General features: G+C 52.0%; 16 protein-coding genes and 1 pseudogene. 9 read left to right on the top strand and 8 right to left on the bottom strand.

Annotation, left to right across the window (positions count from 1 at the left end; translation table 11 throughout):
• Positions 1–49: 49 nt before the first annotated feature.
• Both WFP70_RS18835 and yncE read right to left on the bottom strand, forming a co-directional pair.
• The gene (locus WFP70_RS18835; RefSeq protein WP_337024050.1) at positions 50–2,050 is read right to left on the bottom strand and encodes a TonB-dependent receptor domain-containing protein; all 2,001 of its coding nucleotides are present in this window, start codon (positions 2,048–2,050) and stop codon (positions 50–52) included.
• Between the two features lie 13 nt (positions 2,051–2,063).
• Positions 2,064–3,122: a 7-bladed beta-propeller protein YncE gene (gene yncE / locus WFP70_RS18830; RefSeq protein WP_337024049.1), complete on the bottom strand. Its 1,059-nt coding sequence runs from the start codon at positions 3,120–3,122 to the stop codon at positions 2,064–2,066.
• A gap of 268 nt (positions 3,123–3,390) precedes the next feature.
• On the opposite strand from yncE, the gene WFP70_RS18825 reads away from it, so the two are divergent.
• Both WFP70_RS18825 and WFP70_RS18820 read left to right on the top strand, forming a co-directional pair.
• Complete coding sequence (locus tag WFP70_RS18825) at positions 3,391–5,124, top strand: ABC transporter ATP-binding protein (protein WP_337024048.1); 1,734 nt, start codon at positions 3,391–3,393, stop codon at positions 5,122–5,124.
• A gap of 64 nt (positions 5,125–5,188) precedes the next feature.
• Positions 5,189–5,887, top strand: coding sequence for a hypothetical protein (locus tag WFP70_RS18820; RefSeq protein WP_337024047.1), 699 nt, complete (start codon positions 5,189–5,191; stop codon positions 5,885–5,887).
• 93 nt (positions 5,888–5,980) lie between these two features.
• Here WFP70_RS18820 and WFP70_RS18815 read toward each other — a convergent pair whose 3' ends face one another.
• A complete protein-coding gene (locus WFP70_RS18815) occupies positions 5,981–6,358 on the bottom strand; it encodes a hypothetical protein (protein WP_337024046.1) in 378 nt (125 codons plus the stop codon).
• Between the two features lie 185 nt (positions 6,359–6,543).
• On the opposite strand from WFP70_RS18815, the gene WFP70_RS18810 reads away from it, so the two are divergent.
• The 6 genes from WFP70_RS18810 to WFP70_RS18785 all read left to right on the top strand — a co-directional run bounded on the left by WFP70_RS18810 (position 6,544) and on the right by WFP70_RS18785 (position 12,226).
• A complete protein-coding gene (locus WFP70_RS18810; protein WP_058962503.1) occupies positions 6,544–7,005 on the top strand; it encodes a DUF6130 family protein in 462 nt (153 codons plus the stop codon).
• 18 nt (positions 7,006–7,023) lie between these two features.
• Positions 7,024–8,019, top strand: coding sequence for an alpha/beta fold hydrolase (locus WFP70_RS18805; RefSeq protein ID WP_337024045.1), 996 nt, complete (start codon positions 7,024–7,026; stop codon positions 8,017–8,019).
• Between the two features lie 69 nt (positions 8,020–8,088).
• Positions 8,089–8,829: a response regulator gene (locus WFP70_RS18800; protein ID WP_337024044.1), complete on the top strand. Its 741-nt coding sequence runs from the start codon at positions 8,089–8,091 to the stop codon at positions 8,827–8,829.
• The gene (locus tag WFP70_RS18795; RefSeq protein WP_337024043.1) at positions 8,826–10,136 is read left to right on the top strand and encodes an ATP-binding protein; all 1,311 of its coding nucleotides are present in this window, start codon (positions 8,826–8,828) and stop codon (positions 10,134–10,136) included. The genes WFP70_RS18800 and WFP70_RS18795 overlap by 4 nt, the downstream gene beginning before the upstream one ends.
• Positions 10,137–10,273: 137 nt before the next feature.
• On the top strand, positions 10,274–11,026 hold the full coding sequence (locus WFP70_RS18790) for an alpha/beta fold hydrolase (protein WP_337024042.1): 753 nt from the start codon (positions 10,274–10,276) through the stop codon (positions 11,024–11,026).
• 9 nt (positions 11,027–11,035) lie between these two features.
• A complete protein-coding gene (locus WFP70_RS18785) occupies positions 11,036–12,226 on the top strand; it encodes a cytochrome c biogenesis protein/redoxin (protein WP_337024041.1) in 1,191 nt (396 codons plus the stop codon).
• Between the two features lie 81 nt (positions 12,227–12,307).
• Here the strand turns inward: WFP70_RS18785 and WFP70_RS18780 are convergent, their stop codons facing one another.
• Positions 12,308–13,726, bottom strand: a complete 1,419-nt coding sequence (locus WFP70_RS18780; protein WP_337024040.1) for an aldehyde dehydrogenase family protein — start codon at positions 13,724–13,726, stop codon at positions 12,308–12,310.
• Between the two features lie 102 nt (positions 13,727–13,828).
• Between WFP70_RS18780 and WFP70_RS18775 the strand changes: the two genes are divergently transcribed.
• Complete coding sequence (locus WFP70_RS18775; RefSeq protein WP_337024039.1) at positions 13,829–14,716, top strand: LysR family transcriptional regulator; 888 nt, start codon at positions 13,829–13,831, stop codon at positions 14,714–14,716.
• A gap of 135 nt (positions 14,717–14,851) precedes the next feature.
• On the opposite strand, the gene WFP70_RS18770 is transcribed toward WFP70_RS18775, so the two are convergent.
• From WFP70_RS18770 to WFP70_RS18760, 4 genes and pseudogenes are all read right to left on the bottom strand, one after another.
• Positions 14,852–15,169, bottom strand: coding sequence for a contact-dependent growth inhibition system immunity protein (locus WFP70_RS18770; RefSeq protein WP_337024038.1), 318 nt, complete (start codon positions 15,167–15,169; stop codon positions 14,852–14,854).
• Between the two features lie 45 nt (positions 15,170–15,214).
• Positions 15,215–15,343 (bottom strand): annotated as a pseudogene (locus WFP70_RS26810) (RNase A-like domain-containing protein); the annotation flags it as partial.
• Between the two features lie 234 nt (positions 15,344–15,577).
• Positions 15,578–16,825, bottom strand: coding sequence for an OprD family outer membrane porin (locus tag WFP70_RS18765; RefSeq protein ID WP_337024037.1), 1,248 nt, complete (start codon positions 16,823–16,825; stop codon positions 15,578–15,580).
• A gap of 503 nt (positions 16,826–17,328) precedes the next feature.
• Positions 17,329–17,754 (bottom strand): WapI family immunity protein, encoded by a 426-nt coding sequence (locus WFP70_RS18760; RefSeq protein ID WP_337024036.1) that lies wholly within the window; start codon positions 17,752–17,754, stop codon positions 17,329–17,331.
• Positions 17,755–18,115 lie beyond the last annotated feature (361 nt).

Here is an 18,115-nt window from a genome sequence, read left to right as displayed (position 1 = left end):
TTTATATGGCGCATCAGAAAAAATGCCGGGCCTTTTGGCCCGGCTCATATCAGAACTCGACGCGAGCCCCTAGGTTATAACGTCTACCTTCCAGCATCGCCGACTGGTTGTAGGACGTTTTATAAATCGGGTTTGCATCGAACAGGTTATAAATACCCGCCATCAGCGTAATATTTTTATTCAGATGATAGCGCGCACCCAGATCAACCAATGCATAAGCTTCGGTAGAGCTGGACTTGCCAATGTCCGGAGAGTTACTGCGCCAGCTTGTCTGCGTCCACAACTCCAGATCGCTCATTGCCATCCAGTTTACCGAGAGATTGGCCATGCTGGTTGGGAAGTCACTTAACGCATACCCCTTGTACTCACCGCTTTTCTGCTCGCTGTGGGTATAGGTGTAGTTGGCGTTAACCTTCAGGTTTGATGTGGCCTGCCAGTCACCGTTCAGCTCTAACCCGTAGATTTCAGCGTCGCTGACGTTGAAATATTGCGAGACGCTTTCTGCAACATAGCCATTGTAAACACACTGCTGCGTAGCCGACTGGGTACAGATGGTGTAATCGCTGATCTTATCTTTGAATTTTGTATGGAAGACGGTGGCATCCAACGCCAGGGCATCCTGCTGCCAGTAAAGCCCTAACTCAGTATTGATACTTTTCTCGGGTTTGAGTTCATCATTGCCGATGCCAATGGAAGAGTATGGGTAAGCACCATAAACGCTGGTAAAGCCTGCATTGTTTTCACGCAGATCCGGCTTCTTATAACCCGCTGAAACGCCCCCTTTAAGCGACCAGTTTTCATTCAGCGTCCAGTTGCCATAGAGTTTTGGCGTGACGTGGTAACCGAAGTAACTGTCATGATCCAGACGAGCAGAGGTGGTCAGCGTAAAGTCCGGGACGATCATCCATGCGTCTTCCGCGAATAATGCCCAGCCATTACGGGATATTTTGCTGACCGGTGTGACGCCGGGCGCCACCTTATCCTCGACATCAAAGGTGTCATTCAGCTCATTACGGGTGAAGTTAGCCCCCAGCGTGAGTTTGTGATCGCCCAGCGAGAAGGTATTCGCGCTGTTCGCTTCAAAGTTACGCTGTTCGATAAACTGAGGTGACATCTCAGGAACACGATACTCCGTGCGGGCCTTTTCATAACTGATGAAGTTTTTCGCCTCGATCATGTCGTTGGCATACCAGGCATGCTGCGAGAGCGAAGCTGCATCGCGATCAAAGCCCCAATACCACGGACTGGCTGCTCTGTGGGTTTTTTCCTGATGCCCACGAGAGGCACTCAGATCCCAGAGTTGGGTGTCGGTCGGAGACATTGAAACCGTGGCATCAAGATTCCCAGACTGATGCTTTACGAAGCGTTCATCGCTTTGGCTGTCATCATCACGGCGATCAAGGTAGTCAGCACCCACACTCACACCCAGTTTGCCTGGAATAATCGGCCCCATAACGAATGCATTGGTCTGATTGGTATTACCGTACTCGCTCTTTTCCTGCAGGAAGTAATTATCCTCCAGTACCCCTGTCCATTTATCGAGGTTATAGGCTTTCTTGGTAATGACGTTGACAACACCACCAATCGAGTCGGAGCCATAGAGTGAGGACATCGGTCCGCGAATCACCTCAATGCGCTCAATCGCCGCCAGCGGTGGCATAAATGCAGCTTCGGTTCCGATGTGATGGCCGTAAGGGCGTGACTCACGGGTGGCCTGTTTAATGCCATTCACCATGTAAGAGGTATAGGTCGAGTCCATCCCGCGCATCTGAATATCGCCGGTTGCCAGGCTGCCGTGTCCATTGCCGACCAGCACACCCGGGATTCCGCGTAGCGCTTCGGTGACATTCTGATTAGATCGGGTGTTTAACTCCTTCTCACCGACCACTGAAATACTCGCTGGTGCGTCCCGTCGTTCCTGACTGAAGCCAGAAGCGGTCACGACAAGATCGTTCTCATTATTCGAGGTGTTGTCCTGGGCATAGCCGACAACGGGGAGATGGCTCAGGGCGATCGCAATTGCCACGGCCAGGCGTGTTTGATTTTTCACAACAAAATCCCTTTTAAAATTGGTTTAAATCGATCTTAAGGACGTAATCATCTTTATTGGTTTTTTCGTCCTGCTTCACACTGACGTAAAGCGTGCTGGCATCGGGTGAAAGCACCATGCTGTTGGGCATGGCAGAGGTATCAATGGTGTGCTTCACGCGATAAGTGCCGGCGTCAATGATGCTGATTTGACGCGCGTTGCGATGGGTGACATAGATTTCACTGCGGGCGGCATTGTAGACCACCGCAATAGAGTTGGGTGTGGGTATACGGTGCAGGAGCTTACCGGAATCAAGCTGAACCACCAGCACGTCACGCGTATTGGTGTCCGCGATATAGCCCAGCCCCTCACGTGTATTGAGGGCGATGTTCAGGAAGTAATGATTGGTTTCTGCAGGGTCGACTTTCACCGTGGAAATGAGACTGGAGGATATGCCATCCAATGTCATGATCTCACCTTTTCCGGTCACGGCATAAACTTTATTACCCGCTTCATCGACTGCAAAGCCAACCGGCTCCATGTTATCGAGCGTTTTAATTACCTGTTGTTTTTGCGTATCGACAACCCACAGCAACCCTTTGTCTTTACCACCGATACCCGAGACATAAAGGCGATGATGTTTTTTATCCAAAACGACTTCACGCACATGGGCTTTTTTTTCCGCAACGGCATCATCGCTTAACTGCAGCGTGCGGAGTTCTTTTCCGGTACGACTATCCAGCAGGGTGACGGAACCATCCAGCGCGTTACCGAGATACAGAATATGGCTCCCTTCATCGAGTGCCACGGAAAAGCCACGACGATTTGTGGGGATTTTCTTATCAATCCGCAACGTATCGGCAGCCAGTTCAAATACCACTCCTGCCCTTTTATCCTCGTCAAACGAGGGCGATGAAGCGGCGAAGAGGGCGTTACGCTCCTTCACATAGGCCATTTCATAAACACCATGGCCTAAAGGCTGCGTATTAAAATCCATTTTATTCATAGCCTTAGCCATCCCGGAGGAAGATAACAGCAGTTGCGAAACTGCGAGGGAGAGTAGAGTACGCTTTGTAATTTTTTTGATAAGCATGAGATATTTATTTACAGTTAATTACACGAAACGGAATGATAATCACTATCAGTATCGTTATCAATAAAGAATATTAACCGATCGCTGAATCTGCTTAACTGCTGTTGTCTGGCAATTGAACACGGCACGGAAGGCATGGCTAGCGTATGGTTAAGGTCTGTTTCAAGCACCTGGGATGGGAAATTGATGGACAAGGGTTGTATACCGGAAACTATTTAGTACCAAAATTTAATGAAACTTCTGGCTTTGAAATAACAAGGAAGACGCTATGTTGCGCCGATTTTTTAATTACTACCTTCCCTACAAACGTCTATTTTTGTTGGACTTTGGTTGCGCCATTGTCGCCGGGTTGCTGGAACTCTCCTTTCCCATGGCAGTCAGGATGTTTATTGATAAATTACTCCCTGCGCAAAACTGGGAACTCATCCTTCTTGCCTCATTGGCATTATTAGCCATCTATCTGATTAACACTGGCCTTATGGCCATCGTGAATTACTGGGGGCATGCATTAGGCGTCGGTATTGAAACGGATATGCGTCGGGAAGCTTTTGAACACCTGCAAACCCTTTCGCTGCGTTATTACGATAATACGAAAACCGGTCATATCATTACGCATGTGACCAAGGACCTTGAAGAAGTCGGCGAGATAGCCCATCACGGTCCGGAAGATCTGTTTCTTGCCGTGATGACCTTTATCGGCGCATTTATTCTGATGGCCAATGTGCATCTTAATCTTGCATTGATCACGCTGGTTCTCGTGCCCGGCATGGTCTGGCTGGTGAGTCGTTACGGCCGGCAGATGACGCAAACATGGCAAAATCTTTTTCATCAGGTGGGAAATTTTAATACCCGCATTGAGGAAAGCATCGGGGGGATTCGCGTCGTCAAAGCTTTTGCCAACGAGCAGCAGGAAACCAGGCTGTTCGCCAAAGACAACGCGCTCTACAAAAAGACCAAACTGCGCGCTTACCGGATTATGACCACCAGCATGACCTTAAGCTACCTCTCAACGCGCTTAACCCAGTTGGTCATCATGGTGGCTGGAACGGCTTATGTGCTGCGAGGAGAGTTGAGCTATGGCGGTTTTGTCGGTTTTCTTTTGCTCACCGAGGTCTTCTTCCGCCCGGTTGAAAAAATCTCTGCGGTGCTGGAAAGCTATCCAAAAGGGATCGCGGGGTTTCGCCGTTTCACCAATCTGATCGATACCCTGCCTGATATTGTTGATCGACCCGATGCCCAGGCCGTTACGGCCCTCAAGGGAGACATCATTTTTGATCATGTCACTTTCGGTTATAGCGACACACCAGTACTGAAAGACATCACGCTGACGATCAAACCCGGGGAGACCGTGGCATTCGTAGGGCCAAGTGGAGCAGGCAAAACAACACTTTGTGCACTGATCCCACGATTCTACGATGTACAGGATGGCGCCATTCGTATTGATGGGATTGATGTGCGTGATTACCAGCAACGCGCATTGAGGAATCAAATAGGCATAGTGCAACAGGATGTCTTTCTGTTTGGCGGCACCATCCGCGAAAATATTGCGTATGGCAAACTGGACGCCAGTGAAGATGAAATCTGGCAAGCCGCGAAGCGTGCCCATCTCGATAGTCTGATACAAAGCCTGCCTGACGGATTAGATACTGTCGTGGGTGAACGTGGGGTGAAACTTTCAGGAGGTCAAAAGCAGCGACTATCAATTGCCCGAGTGTTCCTGCGTAATCCCCCTATTTTGATCCTTGATGAGGCCACCTCGGCGCTGGACACGGCCACCGAGCAATCCATACAGCAATCACTGAATGAGCTTTCGCAAGGCCGCACTTCACTGATCATCGCTCACCGTCTCTCTACCATTCAACATGCTGACCGCATCGTAGTGGTGGGTGATCAGCAGATCCTTGAGGAAGGTAGCCACGTCGCGTTAATGGCTAAGCAAGGTGTCTACGCCACGCTTTATCAGGCACATCTGGCGGGAAAATCTCTGTCGGCTAACGCATAAAATGAGAAGGAAATAACACAGGAATCAATATAATAAGCGCGCTAACTATCATGATGAGATTTCCATGCGCGAACATATTAAACTTTTGAGCCGCCAATGTGCGGCTATTTTATTTTTTGCCATTTTTATAACCCTGATGATGTCGTCGATCTATATAGACGTAAACTGGATGCATAACGCTTTGCATGAATCATCAATAACTGAACTTGCTCAGGAAGTGATGCTGGCTTTAATTGCAGGTGGATTTTTCTTTTCGGCGTCACGCCGTCCTGAACTACGCGGTGCGCTTATTCTCATCGGCGGTTTTTATACATGTATGTTAATCAGGGAACTCGATTTTATCTTCGATATGATATTTCATGGCAGCTGGGTCATTTTTGCGCTGCTGACAGCATTGGCAAGCCTGGCAACTGCAATGAAAGCGCCAGAAAGCATTCTTTCAGGATTGGTCAGATTTACCGGGCACAAAACCTGGCTGATGACAGCTACAGGATTATTAATCGTGCTGGTATTTTCCCGGTTATTTGGTATGCATCAGCTGTGGCAAAATCTTATGCTGGACGGCTATAACCGCGTGGTAAAAAACATGGCGGAAGAAGGTACAGAGCTATTGGGTTACAGCATTTGCTTCCTGGCATCTGCCAACTACATATGGTCGACGCGACCCGCTGTAGTGCAGGATAAAATAAGTGATGACGATGCTTACCGCGACCATGCGCAACCGCCCTTCCGTCACTTAACGGACGCACGGCACCCGCAATAAAGCTAATCAGGATAATCGGTGCGCATTTATGCGCACCTCACGATAATCACGGTTATCCGAGTGGATTTCGCCTGATGGCGAAACGAACAAGGATCAGGGTTCAATTTCGAACGGCCCGGTATAATCGAAGTAACCGTTATAACAATCTAAATAAACATGCGCAGAGTAATGCCCTTTCTCGCCAAATACCTTCAGTTCACCAGACCAACTGTTGTCGGAAAACGTTGGGTTTGTCTCAAACCGAATGCTGGACAATCCAATCGAATCCATTCCTTCACCCTCAGCGGCCGTTCTGAACCATGACTTGATGAAACTGGTTTTGATCTGTGAGTCAGTCAGCTTTGTACATTCTTGTTGATACTCTTTACTTGCCGGAATAGCTTTGTTAAATGCCAGGAGTATGAAAAGTGATACCAGTGTGAGTACCACACCGGTTAAGATCATGGATAGGGGGTAAAGCAACTTCTTCATGTTCACGAAATCCTTGTGAGTTTTAAGAAAAGCAGAAATTCAAAAAAATTATAGTCGTTTTGTATCGCAGTGTATCTGTCTGCCGAACTTATACACCGCGTTGCACAACCCACCGTTCTGAACATATCCCACGTACATTGCCGTGTTCTTCTGTACGCACTCAACAACTGCGTAGAGATAACCCGATGTTAACCCGACTCCTGATTTCATCTTTCCTGATGGCCGCTTCGGCGACCTGTGCCTGGGCCGAAAAACTCAACGACCTCGGCGCCGCAGATGTGCTGGGCGCTGCCGCCGTGGCACCACTCGATAATCCACAGCCTCCGGCGAAATTGATCGTGGACGCGCCGTTAGCGGGACCGCTGCGCAAGGGCGCGGTGTTCATCCAATATCGCGCTGAAAACCTGCGCATCGAGCCGGTTTTCGGTCCCGAAGCGCTAAAGGTGACTCCACGCATTGGCCATATCCACGTGATCGTTGATAGCAACCCGTGGCACTGGGCGGATACCAGCGGCGAACCGATCATTTTGGTTGGACTGCCCGCTGGGCCACATAAGGTGAAGATTATTCTCGCCGATCCCACACATAAACCTATCGATAGCAAAACCATTCACTTCATCGTGCCTGCGCAAGCTGCACATCATTGATTATTCGAGGAAAACATAATGAAAAAAATCTTCCGTCAATCGCTGCTGGCTGCACTGGTGTTAACCGCAACGACCTCTGCCTTTGCCGCCACCTCAACGGAAACGGATTACGCTGCCGCTTTCAATACTATTCATCAGGTGAAAGCAGGCGTGCTGAACGTCGGTTACGTCGATATCGGTCCACGCGATGGACAGGCCGTGATTCTGCTGCATGGCTGGCCTTATGACATACAAAGCTATGCCAGCGTTGCGCCACAACTGGCGGCAAAGGGTTATCGCGTCATCGTGCCTTATCTGCGCGGATACGGCAGTACGCGTTTCCTCTCCGATAAAACCCCGCGCAATGGCCAGCCTTCGGCGCTGGCTGCCGACACGGTGGCATTGATGGATGCGCTGGGCATCAAACAGGCGGTGTTTAGCGGCTTCGACTGGGGCGCACGCACGGCGGATATTGTGGCGGCCCTCTGGCCTGAACGCGTGAAAGCATTGGTCTCGGTGAGCGGTTATCTGATCAGCAGCCAGGACGTTGGCAGAAAGGCTTTACCACCGCAGGCGGAACTGCAGTGGTGGTATCAGTTCTATTTCGCCACTGAACGCGGCGCGCAAGGCTATGCGAAGAACACCCATGATTTTGCCAAACTGATTTGGCAACAAGCCTCGCCGGGCTGGAAATTCAGTGATACCACCTTCAACGTGAGCGCTAAAGCACTGGATAATCCCGATCAGGTAGCGGTGACCCTCAGCAACTACCGCTGGCGCCTTGGCCTGGAAAAAGGCGAGCAAAAGTATGATGCTTATGAGAAAAAGTTAGCCACCTTGCCGGTGATTAGCGTGCCAACGATTACCATTGAAGGAGACAACAACGGTGCGCCACATCCGGCACCGCAGGCGTATCGCGCCAAATTCAGTGGAAAATATGAGCATCGGACGTTCACCGGCAACATCGGACATAATCCACCAGCGGAAGATCCGCAGGACTTTGTCAAAGCGGTGATTGATGCCGCTGCGCTGTAACGATGATTTTTCAGGGCCGGTATCCATGATGCCGGTCTTTTTTGCGTAGGTTGAAAACAGGAGGTTGTTTTGGAGCACATTGATCATATCCTGGTTGTCGATGATGACCGGGATATCCGTGAACTGATTACCGATTACCTCATCAAGTCCGGCTATCGTGCGATGGGCGCAGCCAATGGACGGGAGATGCGCGCGATGTTATCGGCGAATGCTATCGACCTGGTGGTGCTCGATATCATGATGCCAGGCGATGACGGCCTGACACTGTGCCGTCAGCTGCGCAGCGATCCCCAGCGAAACTTGCCGATTCTGATGCTCACCGCGCGCAGCGAGGATACCGACCGTATTCTTGGCCTGGAGATGGGTGCGGATGATTATCTGATCAAACCCTTTGTCGCCCGCGAGCTGCTGGCGCGCATCAAAGCCATTCTGCGCCGCACCCGCGCCTTGCCGCCTAATCTGCAAATCACCGAGGTCGGTCGCATTATCGCGTTTGGCGACTGGCAATTAGATACCTCTGCGCGACATCTCATCGATCAAGAAGGTGTGATCGTGGCATTGAGTGGGGCCGAATATCGCCTGCTGCGCGTGTTTCTCGATCATCCGCAGCGTGTATTAAACCGCGATCAGTTGCTGAATCTGACCCAGGGCCGCGATGCGGAGCTGTTCGAACGATCCATTGACCTGCTGGTCAGCCGCTTACGTCAGCGCCTGCGTGATGATGCGCGTGAGCCCGCCTACCTCAAAACAGTGCGCAGCGAAGGTTATGTGCTGGCTGCACCGGTGATCATCAAAGAGGCGCATGAATGAAGCTGTGGCCGCGATCGTTGCTGGCGCGCCTGCTGATTATCGTGCTGGGTGGCTTGTTGCTGGCGAATGCCACCACCTTAGTGAGCTTGATGATCGAGCGCATGAGCAGTGCCAAAACGGTAATGCTCGGCAATCTTGAATATGATGTGGCAACCAGCGTCGCCATTCTCGACCGTCTGCCTGCGGCAGAGCGGCCAGGCTGGCTGGCAAAACTGGAGCGCGGTAACTATCGCTATGAGTTAACGAAGGGTTTGCCAGGTCCCTATCCCAGCAGCTGGCGTGCGCGTGATGCGGTCCGTTCCCTGCAGGAGAGTCTCGGCGGACGTTATCAGATGAGCATTCACGCCATTCCCGGCCCGCGAGAGCATATTCAGGTGCATCTGACACTCCACGATGGCGCGCCGCTGACGCTGGATCTCTGGCCGCGCATGCCCGCCATCGCGCGCTGGCTGCCAGCGGTATTAATCGGCGAACTGTTGCTGTTGCTGTGTTGTGCCTGGCTGGCGGTACGTCAGGTGGTGCGACCCTTCATGCGATTCACCCAGGCCGTCGAAGGGCTGAAACCCGCGTCAAACAGCGCGCAACTGATGCCAGAGAGTGGTCCGGAAGAAGTGCAACAGGCGGCGCGTGCGTTTAACGCCATGCAGACGCGCATTCAGGATCATCTAAAAGAGCGAGCCCAGATTCTGGCGGCGATCTCCCACGATCTGCAAACGCCAATTACCCGCATGAAGCTGCGCGTGGAGATGTCGGAACAGCCGGAATTGCGCGATAAATTACTCGGCGATCTCGATAACATGAGCCGCTTAGTGCGGGAAGGCATTGCCTATGCGCGCTCTTCGGAAGTGCTGGAGGAAGCGCGGCAGGTCGTCAGTCTCAACGCCTTCCTCGACAGTATCGCCTGCGACTATCAGGACATCGGCAAAGCGGTCAGTTTCGCGCCCTGTCATGGCAGAGATAATTTTGCCGTCAGGCCTCAGGCGCTGCGCCGCATCATGACCAACCTGATTGATAACGCGTTGAAGTTTGGTAGCGAGGCTTGCATGCTGCTGAGCGCGCCGCAAGGGGATCGGGTAGAGATTCACGTACTGGATAACGGACCGGGCATTCCTGAAGCGGAACTGCAGGCGGTGCTGGAACCCTTCTATCGCGTTGAGAGTTCGCGCAATCGACACACCGGCGGCACTGGATTGGGTTTGGCTATTGCCACGCAGTTGGTGGGTCAGATGTCCGGCACGCTGCATCTATCCAATCGATCTGAAGGCGGGCTCGACGCACACATCACTCTGCAACAAACCGATTTGTAGCCTTTTGTATCTGCGCCGCCCGTACACATACAGACTGACAATACGGGCGGTATCAGACACTTCGTGAACACATCAGCCTGGTTAAATGAGCGCACTGCTAAAGCACGCAGCCTTTTAACCACTGTCACGAGGTTCCTATGAAAGCATTGTCTCAACTCTTCGCCACTACCCTGCTGGCACTTTCAGTTACCCCCTTCGCGCAGGCCGATAATCTGCACTCGGTGGTACTTGTCCACGGCGCCTTCGCTGATGGAAGTAGCTGGAATCGCGTCATTGAACAACTGCAGGCCAAACATGATGAAGTGATTGCCGTACAGCTGCCGCTCACCTCCCTGCAAGATGATGTTGCCGCCACGCAACGCGCCATTGCGCAGGCGCATGGCGACGTGGTGCTGGTCGGTCACTCCTGGGGCGGTACGGTGATCACCGAAGCCGGTAATAACGATAAAGTCAAAGCGCTGGTATATGTTGCGGCCTTTGCGCCGGATAAGGGGGAATCCACGGCTGAACTGGCCGACAGCTATCCGGCTCCCCCAGGCAGCGCCGGGATCAGCAATACGGCACAGGGATTTCTCACGCTCCCAGCCAATGTGGTAGCGCAGGACTTCGCGCCAGATGTGAAACCCACACAGCAACGGCTGCTCGCCGTGACGCAAGGCCCCATCCGTGCCGCTGCCTTTGGCGACAAAGTGACGCAAGCCGCCTGGGGGGAAAAACCGAGCTGGTATTTGGTCAGCAGCCAGGATCGCATGATCAACCCCGATCTTGAGCGAGCGATGGCGAAAAAAATTCACGCGCACGTGAGTGTCGTCGCGGCAAGCCATGTGTCGATGTTGAGCCAGCCGGATAGCGTGGTGCGTGTAATCACCGCTGCAGTTAACGCCCATTAAGGAGGCCGTATGTCTTTCATTATTGCTTTCTTTGCAGGCATGTTGACGTTACTCAGCCCTTGTACCTTGCCTGTGATTCCGTTTGTGTTTGCCAGCGTGCGCGGTCAAAAAGGGCAGTTGCTGGCACTGTTGAGCGGTATGGTGGTGATGTTTACCGCCGTGGCATTGCTGGTGACAGTAGCCAGTGATTGGGTTGCCAGTGTCACGGCGGCTGGACGTTGGTTCGCGCTGGCCTTTCTGGCGGTAACCGCACTGACCTTACTGTCACCGCGCATTGCTCAGCATGTTGCCCAACCCTTTGTGGCGTTGGGTAATCGCATGAATGATGCCAGTCATCGCCGTCGCGGTTTAACGGCAGCATTTTTAGCGGGGTTGGCAACCGGTATGTTGTGGTCACCCTGCGCCGGGCCGGTGTTGGGTGCGATTCTCAGCCTGGCCGTGGTGGGGAAGGATCCTGTCTCGGTTGGCCTTTTGCTGGCAGCCTATGGCAGCGGTGCGGCACTGATGCTGGCACTGCTTTACGTGGCAGGACGGGGATTAGTCACACGATTGCGGCCGGGTTTGGCATTCACTACACGTTTGCGCCAGGTGGCGGGGATATTCATGCTGGCAGCGGTCGCGCTGATCGCTAGCGGAACACAAGGTCAGTTACAGAGTGGCCCTGCGTTTGCACAGCATCTGGAGCAGCGTCTCAGTGAGTGGACACCTCGGCCCGCAACGACACCTCGCCTCGAACCCGTCGCGATGCCACAAACCCGCAGTACGCTGCCCTCGCTGGAAGGCGGCACTGCATGGCTGAACGGTACACCTGTTACCCCTGAGACGCTAAAAGGCAAAGTGGTGTTGGTGGATTTCTGGACCTACGACTGTATTAACTGCCAACACACCTTGCCGCACGTACGTGACTGGGCCAACGAGTATCAGTCTCAGGGATTAGCGGTCATCGGCGTTCACACCCCGGAATATCCGTGGGAACGGGATGAGAAAGCGGTGAACCGCGCGATCAAACAGTGGCAACTGCCGTATACCGTGGTAGCGGACAATAACTACAGCATCTGGAATCGCTTTGGTAATCAATACTGGCCCGCACATTATATTTTCGATGCGCATGGTCAGTTGCGGTACACCGCCTTTGGTGAAGGTAATTATGCGGAGCAGGAACGCGTGATTCAGCAGTTGCTCAAAGAGGCAAGGACGTAAATGCAGGTCGCCATTGCTGGCGACCTTGCTTGTACCGTCGCGATGATCGCAGGGTGCGCATTTCTGCGCATCCTGATCGGTTTAAGCAATCGTCACCGCGCGCGGTTCCAGAAAGGCACTGATACCCCATTGCCCCATTTCCCGACCGATTCCGGAATGGCCAAAGCCACCAAAAGGCGCGCGGGGTTCGTGCGCCAGCGTATTGATCATCACCCGACCCGCCATAATCTGCTCGCCCACGTCACGCGCATGCTGCTCATCTGCGCCGATCACCAGCGCGGACAGGCCATATTCCGTATCGTTAGCGATCGCAATCGCTTCAGCTTCATCGCGATAGCTGATGAGGCTGAGCACCGGCCCAAAGATCTCTTCTCGGGCAATGCGCATCTGCGGGTTTACGTCGCTGAACAGCGTGGGCTTGATATACCAACCGTGAGTTAACCCATCCGGTCGTCCCGCGCCCCCGCTCAACAGGCGCGCCCCTTCCTGCTCGCCGAGCCCAATATAGTGCTGTACCCGCTGCCACTGCTTTTCATTGATCATCGGGCCGATGGTGGTGCTGGCATCGGCGGGATCGCCAGAATGCTGTGCCTCAACTTCTGCCGCCAATGCACGTTCGAACTCGGCTTTGCGGGCTTCAGGCACCAGAATTCGCGTGCCGGCAATACAGGCTTGTCCGCTATTGATAAATCCGGCCTGAACGGCAAGTCTTGCTGCGGTGGAGGCATCGGCATCCGGCAGGATCAGCGTCGGTGATTTACCGCCCAACTCGAGCGTGACGCGTTTGAATGTGTCGGCGGCCGTGCGCAAAATGGCTTTGCCTGTGGCGGTTGAACCGGTGAAGGAAATTTTTGCCACCTTTTCACTGCGGCTGATGGCATCACCGACCTGAGCGCCACGTCCGGTGACGATGTTGAACAGGCCATCAGGCAATCCGGCGCGATGTAGCACTTGAGTGATCACCTCGGTTTGTAACAGGCTAAACTCACTGGGCTTAATCACTGTCGTGCAACCTGCTGCCAGCGCAGTCGCCAGCTTATGGCAGATAAAGCCCGCGTTGCTATTCCAGGGGGTAATGAGTCCGGCGACACCGAGTGGCAGCATCTGAACACGTGCGCGCCCGGCTTGCTGTATAAATGGATAGGTTTTCAGTTCTTCCATCACCTGGAGAATGACATCCGCGGGATAGCTTGCCATCCACTGCGATCGTGATGAGGGTGCGCCATACTCCTCCAGGATGGCGGCGTGCAGATCCGCTTCACAACTTTTTACGGCGTCATACATCTGCTCCAGCAGCGTGATACGCTCCGTCACCGAAGTGCGGGAAAAAGCGGGAAACGCTGCATGCGCAGCAGCAATGGCGCGTTCGGCATCCTGTTCGTTTGCCAGACGCGCTTTGCCAATAACGCTGCCATCGGCAGGCTTGATAATGTCCAGCCACTCGTCGCCGACAGGGGTAACAAAACGGCCATTAATGTAGATGTGTTCGATAATGTGCATGACGCTGCTCCTGAGATAAATTAGCAGGAAAATTATCATGTCCTTTGCGCGAGAATAATCCGCGAAACCCTGCAAGGGGTATTACGTTAAACGGAATAATCAATGAGCCGAACAGGTATCACTGAACTGGAAGTCATGCTGGCTGTCGCGCGGCGTGGCACCTTTAAAGCCGCTGCCAGCGAGCTGGAAATGTCCCCATCTGCTGTCACCAACGCCATAGCCGCGTTAGAGAAACGTTTAAGCGTGCGCCTGTTCAACCGCACCACGCGCAGCGTGGCGCTGACGGATGCGGGGCGCCGCTTTATGCAGAAGATCGCACCAGCATTGGAAATTATTCGTAGCGCATCGGAGGAGGTCAGCAGCGAGCATCACGATCCGGCCGGTATTCTGCGTCTTAATGTGCCCCCGGAGAGCTGTTCACTCTGGTACGAGTCGGTGCTCATCCCCTTTTTGCAGCGCTATCCGCGTATCCGTGTCGATATCTGCAGCCAGAGAGAACGGGTGGATGTTGTGGCCGAGGGATTTGATGCCGGAATTCGTCTGGCGGAAGACATTCCCGCCGATATGATTGCGGTCAAGCTGACGCCAGATTTGCGGATGATTGTGGTCGCTGCGCCGGATTATCTTGATCGTGTCCAGGCACCCACGCAGCCAGAGCAACTCAGCGAACACGCAACCTTGTGTATGCGCATGTCCGACGGCAGTCTTTATCGCTGGGAGTTGAGCCATCAGCAGCAATCCTACAAATTGCAGGGTGAACCCCGTTTTGCCGCCAGCGATTTAGCGTCAATGCACAAAGCGGCGCTAGCCGGATTAGGGATTGCCTGTTTGTCGGAACGACATATTGCGGAGGATGTGCAGGCTGGAAGGCTGGTGCGATTGCTGCCGGACTGGCATGTCAATCTGGGGGCGCTCTGTCTCTATTATCCAGGCCATCGGCTGGTGCCACCCGCGCTGAGAGCGCTGACAGAGTTTATTCGCAGGGGGTGACGGTTTTTATGAGGGGAGATTTTGACTAAATTTTTTGCTCTAAAACTTTGGACACTTTACACATACTTTTGTCTGGCATTGATATTTACCAAACATATAAACACTCCCTTGTGATAGTAGTACGACTCGCTAAGCTCAGCGATTATCCATCTCTTGCAAGGCGATTTGAATTCGGGTTTTAACAATACTCAGAAATTTAGCCGGCGTTGTGCCCCAATTTTCCGGCACGAACGAGCGATGATAGTGTGCCCGAAAATCTTCCTCGACGTCGTCACACTCATGCAGGAACAGATCGATGTCATCGATGACTGCATGTTGCATACCTTTATGTGATGCAGCCAGGAAAGCATCGATTTTTGGCTCAATCTCTTCACTGTCGTCGAACAGGTCATAATCCTGACCGAAATAGATAGCAATAAGATCATCAAGTGCACTGATATTGATTCTGTCCATGTCATGGCTCCAGAAATGCGGTCAGAATGTTATTAAGTCACCGGCACCAAGTAAGCCAAGGCCTCCATATATCCGGTTACTGAGCGTCTCGCCCTCGCTGACGGTCTTGCCAGACATCACTGCGGCCATCTGCACAGGTGACACCGCTATAATGACTCCGGAATCGTTACTCATCATTCGCTCCATGGCTCAATTTCAGCAATGAAGAGTACCAAAGTGAGAGGCGGAGTATTAAATAAATCGTCCGATAATAATCGACGGATTACTCTTTTAGAGCTGACGAAGCAATCTGCGAGATCTGATTAGAGTAAAAGTGTTGCACCGAAACCTAAAAACTCAGGCAACCTAAAAGTTGCCTGTCATTCACTCGACGCTCATAGGTAAAGGCTGCGTATGGGTTCGAAAAAATTACAGCAAGCCAAACTTCCAATTCACGACCAGCATATTCTGATCCTGGCTACGCGTACCGGTAATGTTGGTACGATAAGTCACATTTTTCCACGCCACAGTGACCCCTTTCGCCACGCGTTCCGGGAGTTGGTAACTTAAACCCAACGTACGCACCCACTCATTCTGGTTACCGCTGGTGCTGGACGCACGCGCATGACTGCCTGACACATAGCTACTGTTAAAACTAAGGCCTGGTAAGCCCAGCGCATCGAGTTTTGCACTGTAACGCACCACCAGTGCACGCTCATGGGCGGTCTTGAACTTCGAGAGCGGTGACTCACTGATCAACCCCGTCGAGCCTCCGGACGTATCGGTTGAGACACCGTCCACCGTCTGACCTGGATCGAGGTAAGGAAAACCGCTCGACCCCGTCAGTTGCTGATAACCTAACCCCAAAGTATTGCCCCACGCTGACCAGGAGACTATCCCTCCGTAGGCATTGTTATCGACACTTCCCCCATACTCATTTCCATTACCACGGCTGCTGAAATAGCGCAGATCTGCTTTCAGCATGCCGGGGCCGATTGGTAACGTCTTCGTCACACCCACAAAATTCTGTTGGTAGAAGTCATTTAGTTGCGCGAAGTAATAGCTGAGTTCCAGCGCTTTGACTGGCGTGTAGCGGCCACCAGCATAGGTTAATCCAGAACTGAATCCGCTCGCTTTGCCGGTGGCCTTTAACGGCTGGTAGTGAGTTTGGTTTCGCCCTTGAACACGATCGATAAATCCGGCATCCAGAACCAGGTTTTCAACATCGGTTGAATGCAGCGTATAGCCACGGTAAAGCGACGGCAGCAGCCTGCCATCATTGGTTTTTATCACCGGCAGGTTCAATGACTGAAAGCCCGCTTTTGCCTCGGTCTTGCTCACCTTGGCCTTCAATGCAAAACGCGCTGAAGCGAAACTACCCGGTGCACTGTTATCGCTGTGCTGCGGAAACAATCCGGTTGCCGTGTTATATCCATCCCGTCCGGAGAGCTTGAGTCCGAGCATGCCGATCGCATCCGCACCCAGCCCAACAGGGCCATCGGTATAGCCTGAGCGGCCATTGAGAATGAATCCCTGCCCCAGCTGCTCGCCGGTCGGCTGATTTTTGGCTTCGCCCCGCGTGTCATTGTTGTAGTACAGCGTGCGTGCGGTGAGATCGAGTTGGCTGTCACCCACCATGTTTGCTAATGCCTGTGAAGGCGCGAAAACGCTCGCCATCAGTGCAGAGGCCATTAGCCAGTGAGAATTAAGCCGGGGTACTGAGGCCGTTGAGACAAAAGAGGTAAATACAGAAGAAGCCTGTTGAGCGAAGACGGCTTGAGCCGCGCCCCGATGCTGAGAAGTATGAGCAGAGTTCATCGACAAGTAACTTAAAATTAATAGAAATGATAATTATTAGCATTCTTGTTAAACCACAACTCAATGATGCCAATTATTCTGTTTTTCAGTGAATTAAGTTGAATGGTTTTTAACCAGCAAGTCGCCTTTCCCAAATTTTGGGATCAGCTAGTGACTTTGCTGTCTACACCCTAACTGTATCCGCGATGGGGTTTTCATCTCGGTTCCCATAACAGGTAAATGACGACAACTGATAGTAAGAATGGGGGGTGTTTCGAAGGGATTGAAGATGGCTTCAGTGAACAATAATGCAGCACGTCAATCTAACAGCGCCAATGCGCATTCACACTACCGATATATATGTACTCAATTTGCAAATAACCTTATTTTCCCCAATGAATCATTTCATCCAAACCGGATAACAGTGCGGGAAAATAACTTTGGTCAATTCCAAACGAATCTTTAACTATCACGCTTTCAGCTGAGTTCTCAGGTCGCAAAGTTAGTTCCAAAGCGACAGAACCATGGCGAATATTAATAAAATGAATATTCAGTTGGTTTTCCATGCTCTCGAACACAATATCTTGATGGTCAGTTTCGTCGAGTAAGCATTGATACATGACGCTGAGATCACTTTTTAAATCCGCCAGTTCTCCTGCTGTAAACGATGCTTGAAATTGTGTTTTTAACTCAGGGAGTTGGTATTCAATATAGGTGTTGATCCAGTCGTACTCTGGCGTATCAGGCGTATTTTCCCTTTCGAAAGGTGAAAGCCTCAAAATTCTGGCACCGCTGACAATTTCAATCATTTAAAACCCCATCACTTATATAGGAAATGCGTTATCGTCCAATCTTTTTCACGCACAATAACTTCTAGCGTATAGCGTTTGTAGGAATAATACCCCTTACGCGACTTATCTTCTAACAATCGGTACATTGTGGTTTTGTAACGAAGTAGACAAGGAGATTATCAGATGGCCAATGAGGTTCGTAGCCGTTGCAGGAAGGTATGATGTCCCCAAGGTCTACAATCTTAAGGACGATTAGCGGCTCCGAATGTGAAGTGAACCCCGAAAGTTGGACACCATTCCAACGAGTAGGGGGAACTACAATGAGCAGTCGTAAGCATTCACCGGAATTTAAAAAACAGGCCGTTCTGCATCTTCTCAA

The organism is Pantoea sp. USMM079 (assembly GCF_037153115.1).
In the GTDB taxonomy this organism is placed as follows: Bacteria; Pseudomonadota; Gammaproteobacteria; order Enterobacterales; family Enterobacteriaceae; genus Pantoea; species Pantoea communis.
This window is presented reverse-complemented; position numbering and strand designations above follow the sequence as displayed.

What these genes read in the sequence shown, in the direction of transcription:
- WFP70_RS18815 (WP_337024046.1), bottom strand. Translation starts at nt 6,358, where the DNA reads ATGAAGAAGTTGCTTTACCCCCTATCCATGATCTTAACCGGTGTGGTA.
- WFP70_RS18775 (WP_337024039.1), top strand. Translation starts at nt 13,829, where the DNA reads ATGAGCCGAACAGGTATCACTGAACTGGAAGTCATGCTGGCTGTCGCG.
- WFP70_RS18765 (WP_337024037.1), bottom strand. Translation starts at nt 16,825, where the DNA reads ATGGCGAGCGTTTTCGCGCCTTCACAGGCATTAGCAAACATGGTGGGT.
- WFP70_RS18795 (WP_337024043.1), top strand. Translation starts at nt 8,826, where the DNA reads ATGAAGCTGTGGCCGCGATCGTTGCTGGCGCGCCTGCTGATTATCGTG.
- WFP70_RS18780 (WP_337024040.1), bottom strand. Translation starts at nt 13,726, where the DNA reads ATGCACATTATCGAACACATCTACATTAATGGCCGTTTTGTTACCCCT.
- yncE (WP_337024049.1), bottom strand. Translation starts at nt 3,122, where the DNA reads ATGCTTATCAAAAAAATTACAAAGCGTACTCTACTCTCCCTCGCAGTT.
- WFP70_RS18825 (WP_337024048.1), top strand. Translation starts at nt 3,391, where the DNA reads ATGTTGCGCCGATTTTTTAATTACTACCTTCCCTACAAACGTCTATTT.
- WFP70_RS18770 (WP_337024038.1), bottom strand. Translation starts at nt 15,169, where the DNA reads ATGGACAGAATCAATATCAGTGCACTTGATGATCTTATTGCTATCTAT.
- WFP70_RS18805 (WP_337024045.1), top strand. Translation starts at nt 7,024, where the DNA reads ATGAAAAAAATCTTCCGTCAATCGCTGCTGGCTGCACTGGTGTTAACC.
- WFP70_RS18820 (WP_337024047.1), top strand. Translation starts at nt 5,189, where the DNA reads ATGCGCGAACATATTAAACTTTTGAGCCGCCAATGTGCGGCTATTTTA.
- WFP70_RS18810 (WP_058962503.1), top strand. Translation starts at nt 6,544, where the DNA reads ATGTTAACCCGACTCCTGATTTCATCTTTCCTGATGGCCGCTTCGGCG.
- WFP70_RS18785 (WP_337024041.1), top strand. Translation starts at nt 11,036, where the DNA reads ATGTCTTTCATTATTGCTTTCTTTGCAGGCATGTTGACGTTACTCAGC.
- WFP70_RS18790 (WP_337024042.1), top strand. Translation starts at nt 10,274, where the DNA reads ATGAAAGCATTGTCTCAACTCTTCGCCACTACCCTGCTGGCACTTTCA.
- WFP70_RS18760 (WP_337024036.1), bottom strand. Translation starts at nt 17,754, where the DNA reads ATGATTGAAATTGTCAGCGGTGCCAGAATTTTGAGGCTTTCACCTTTC.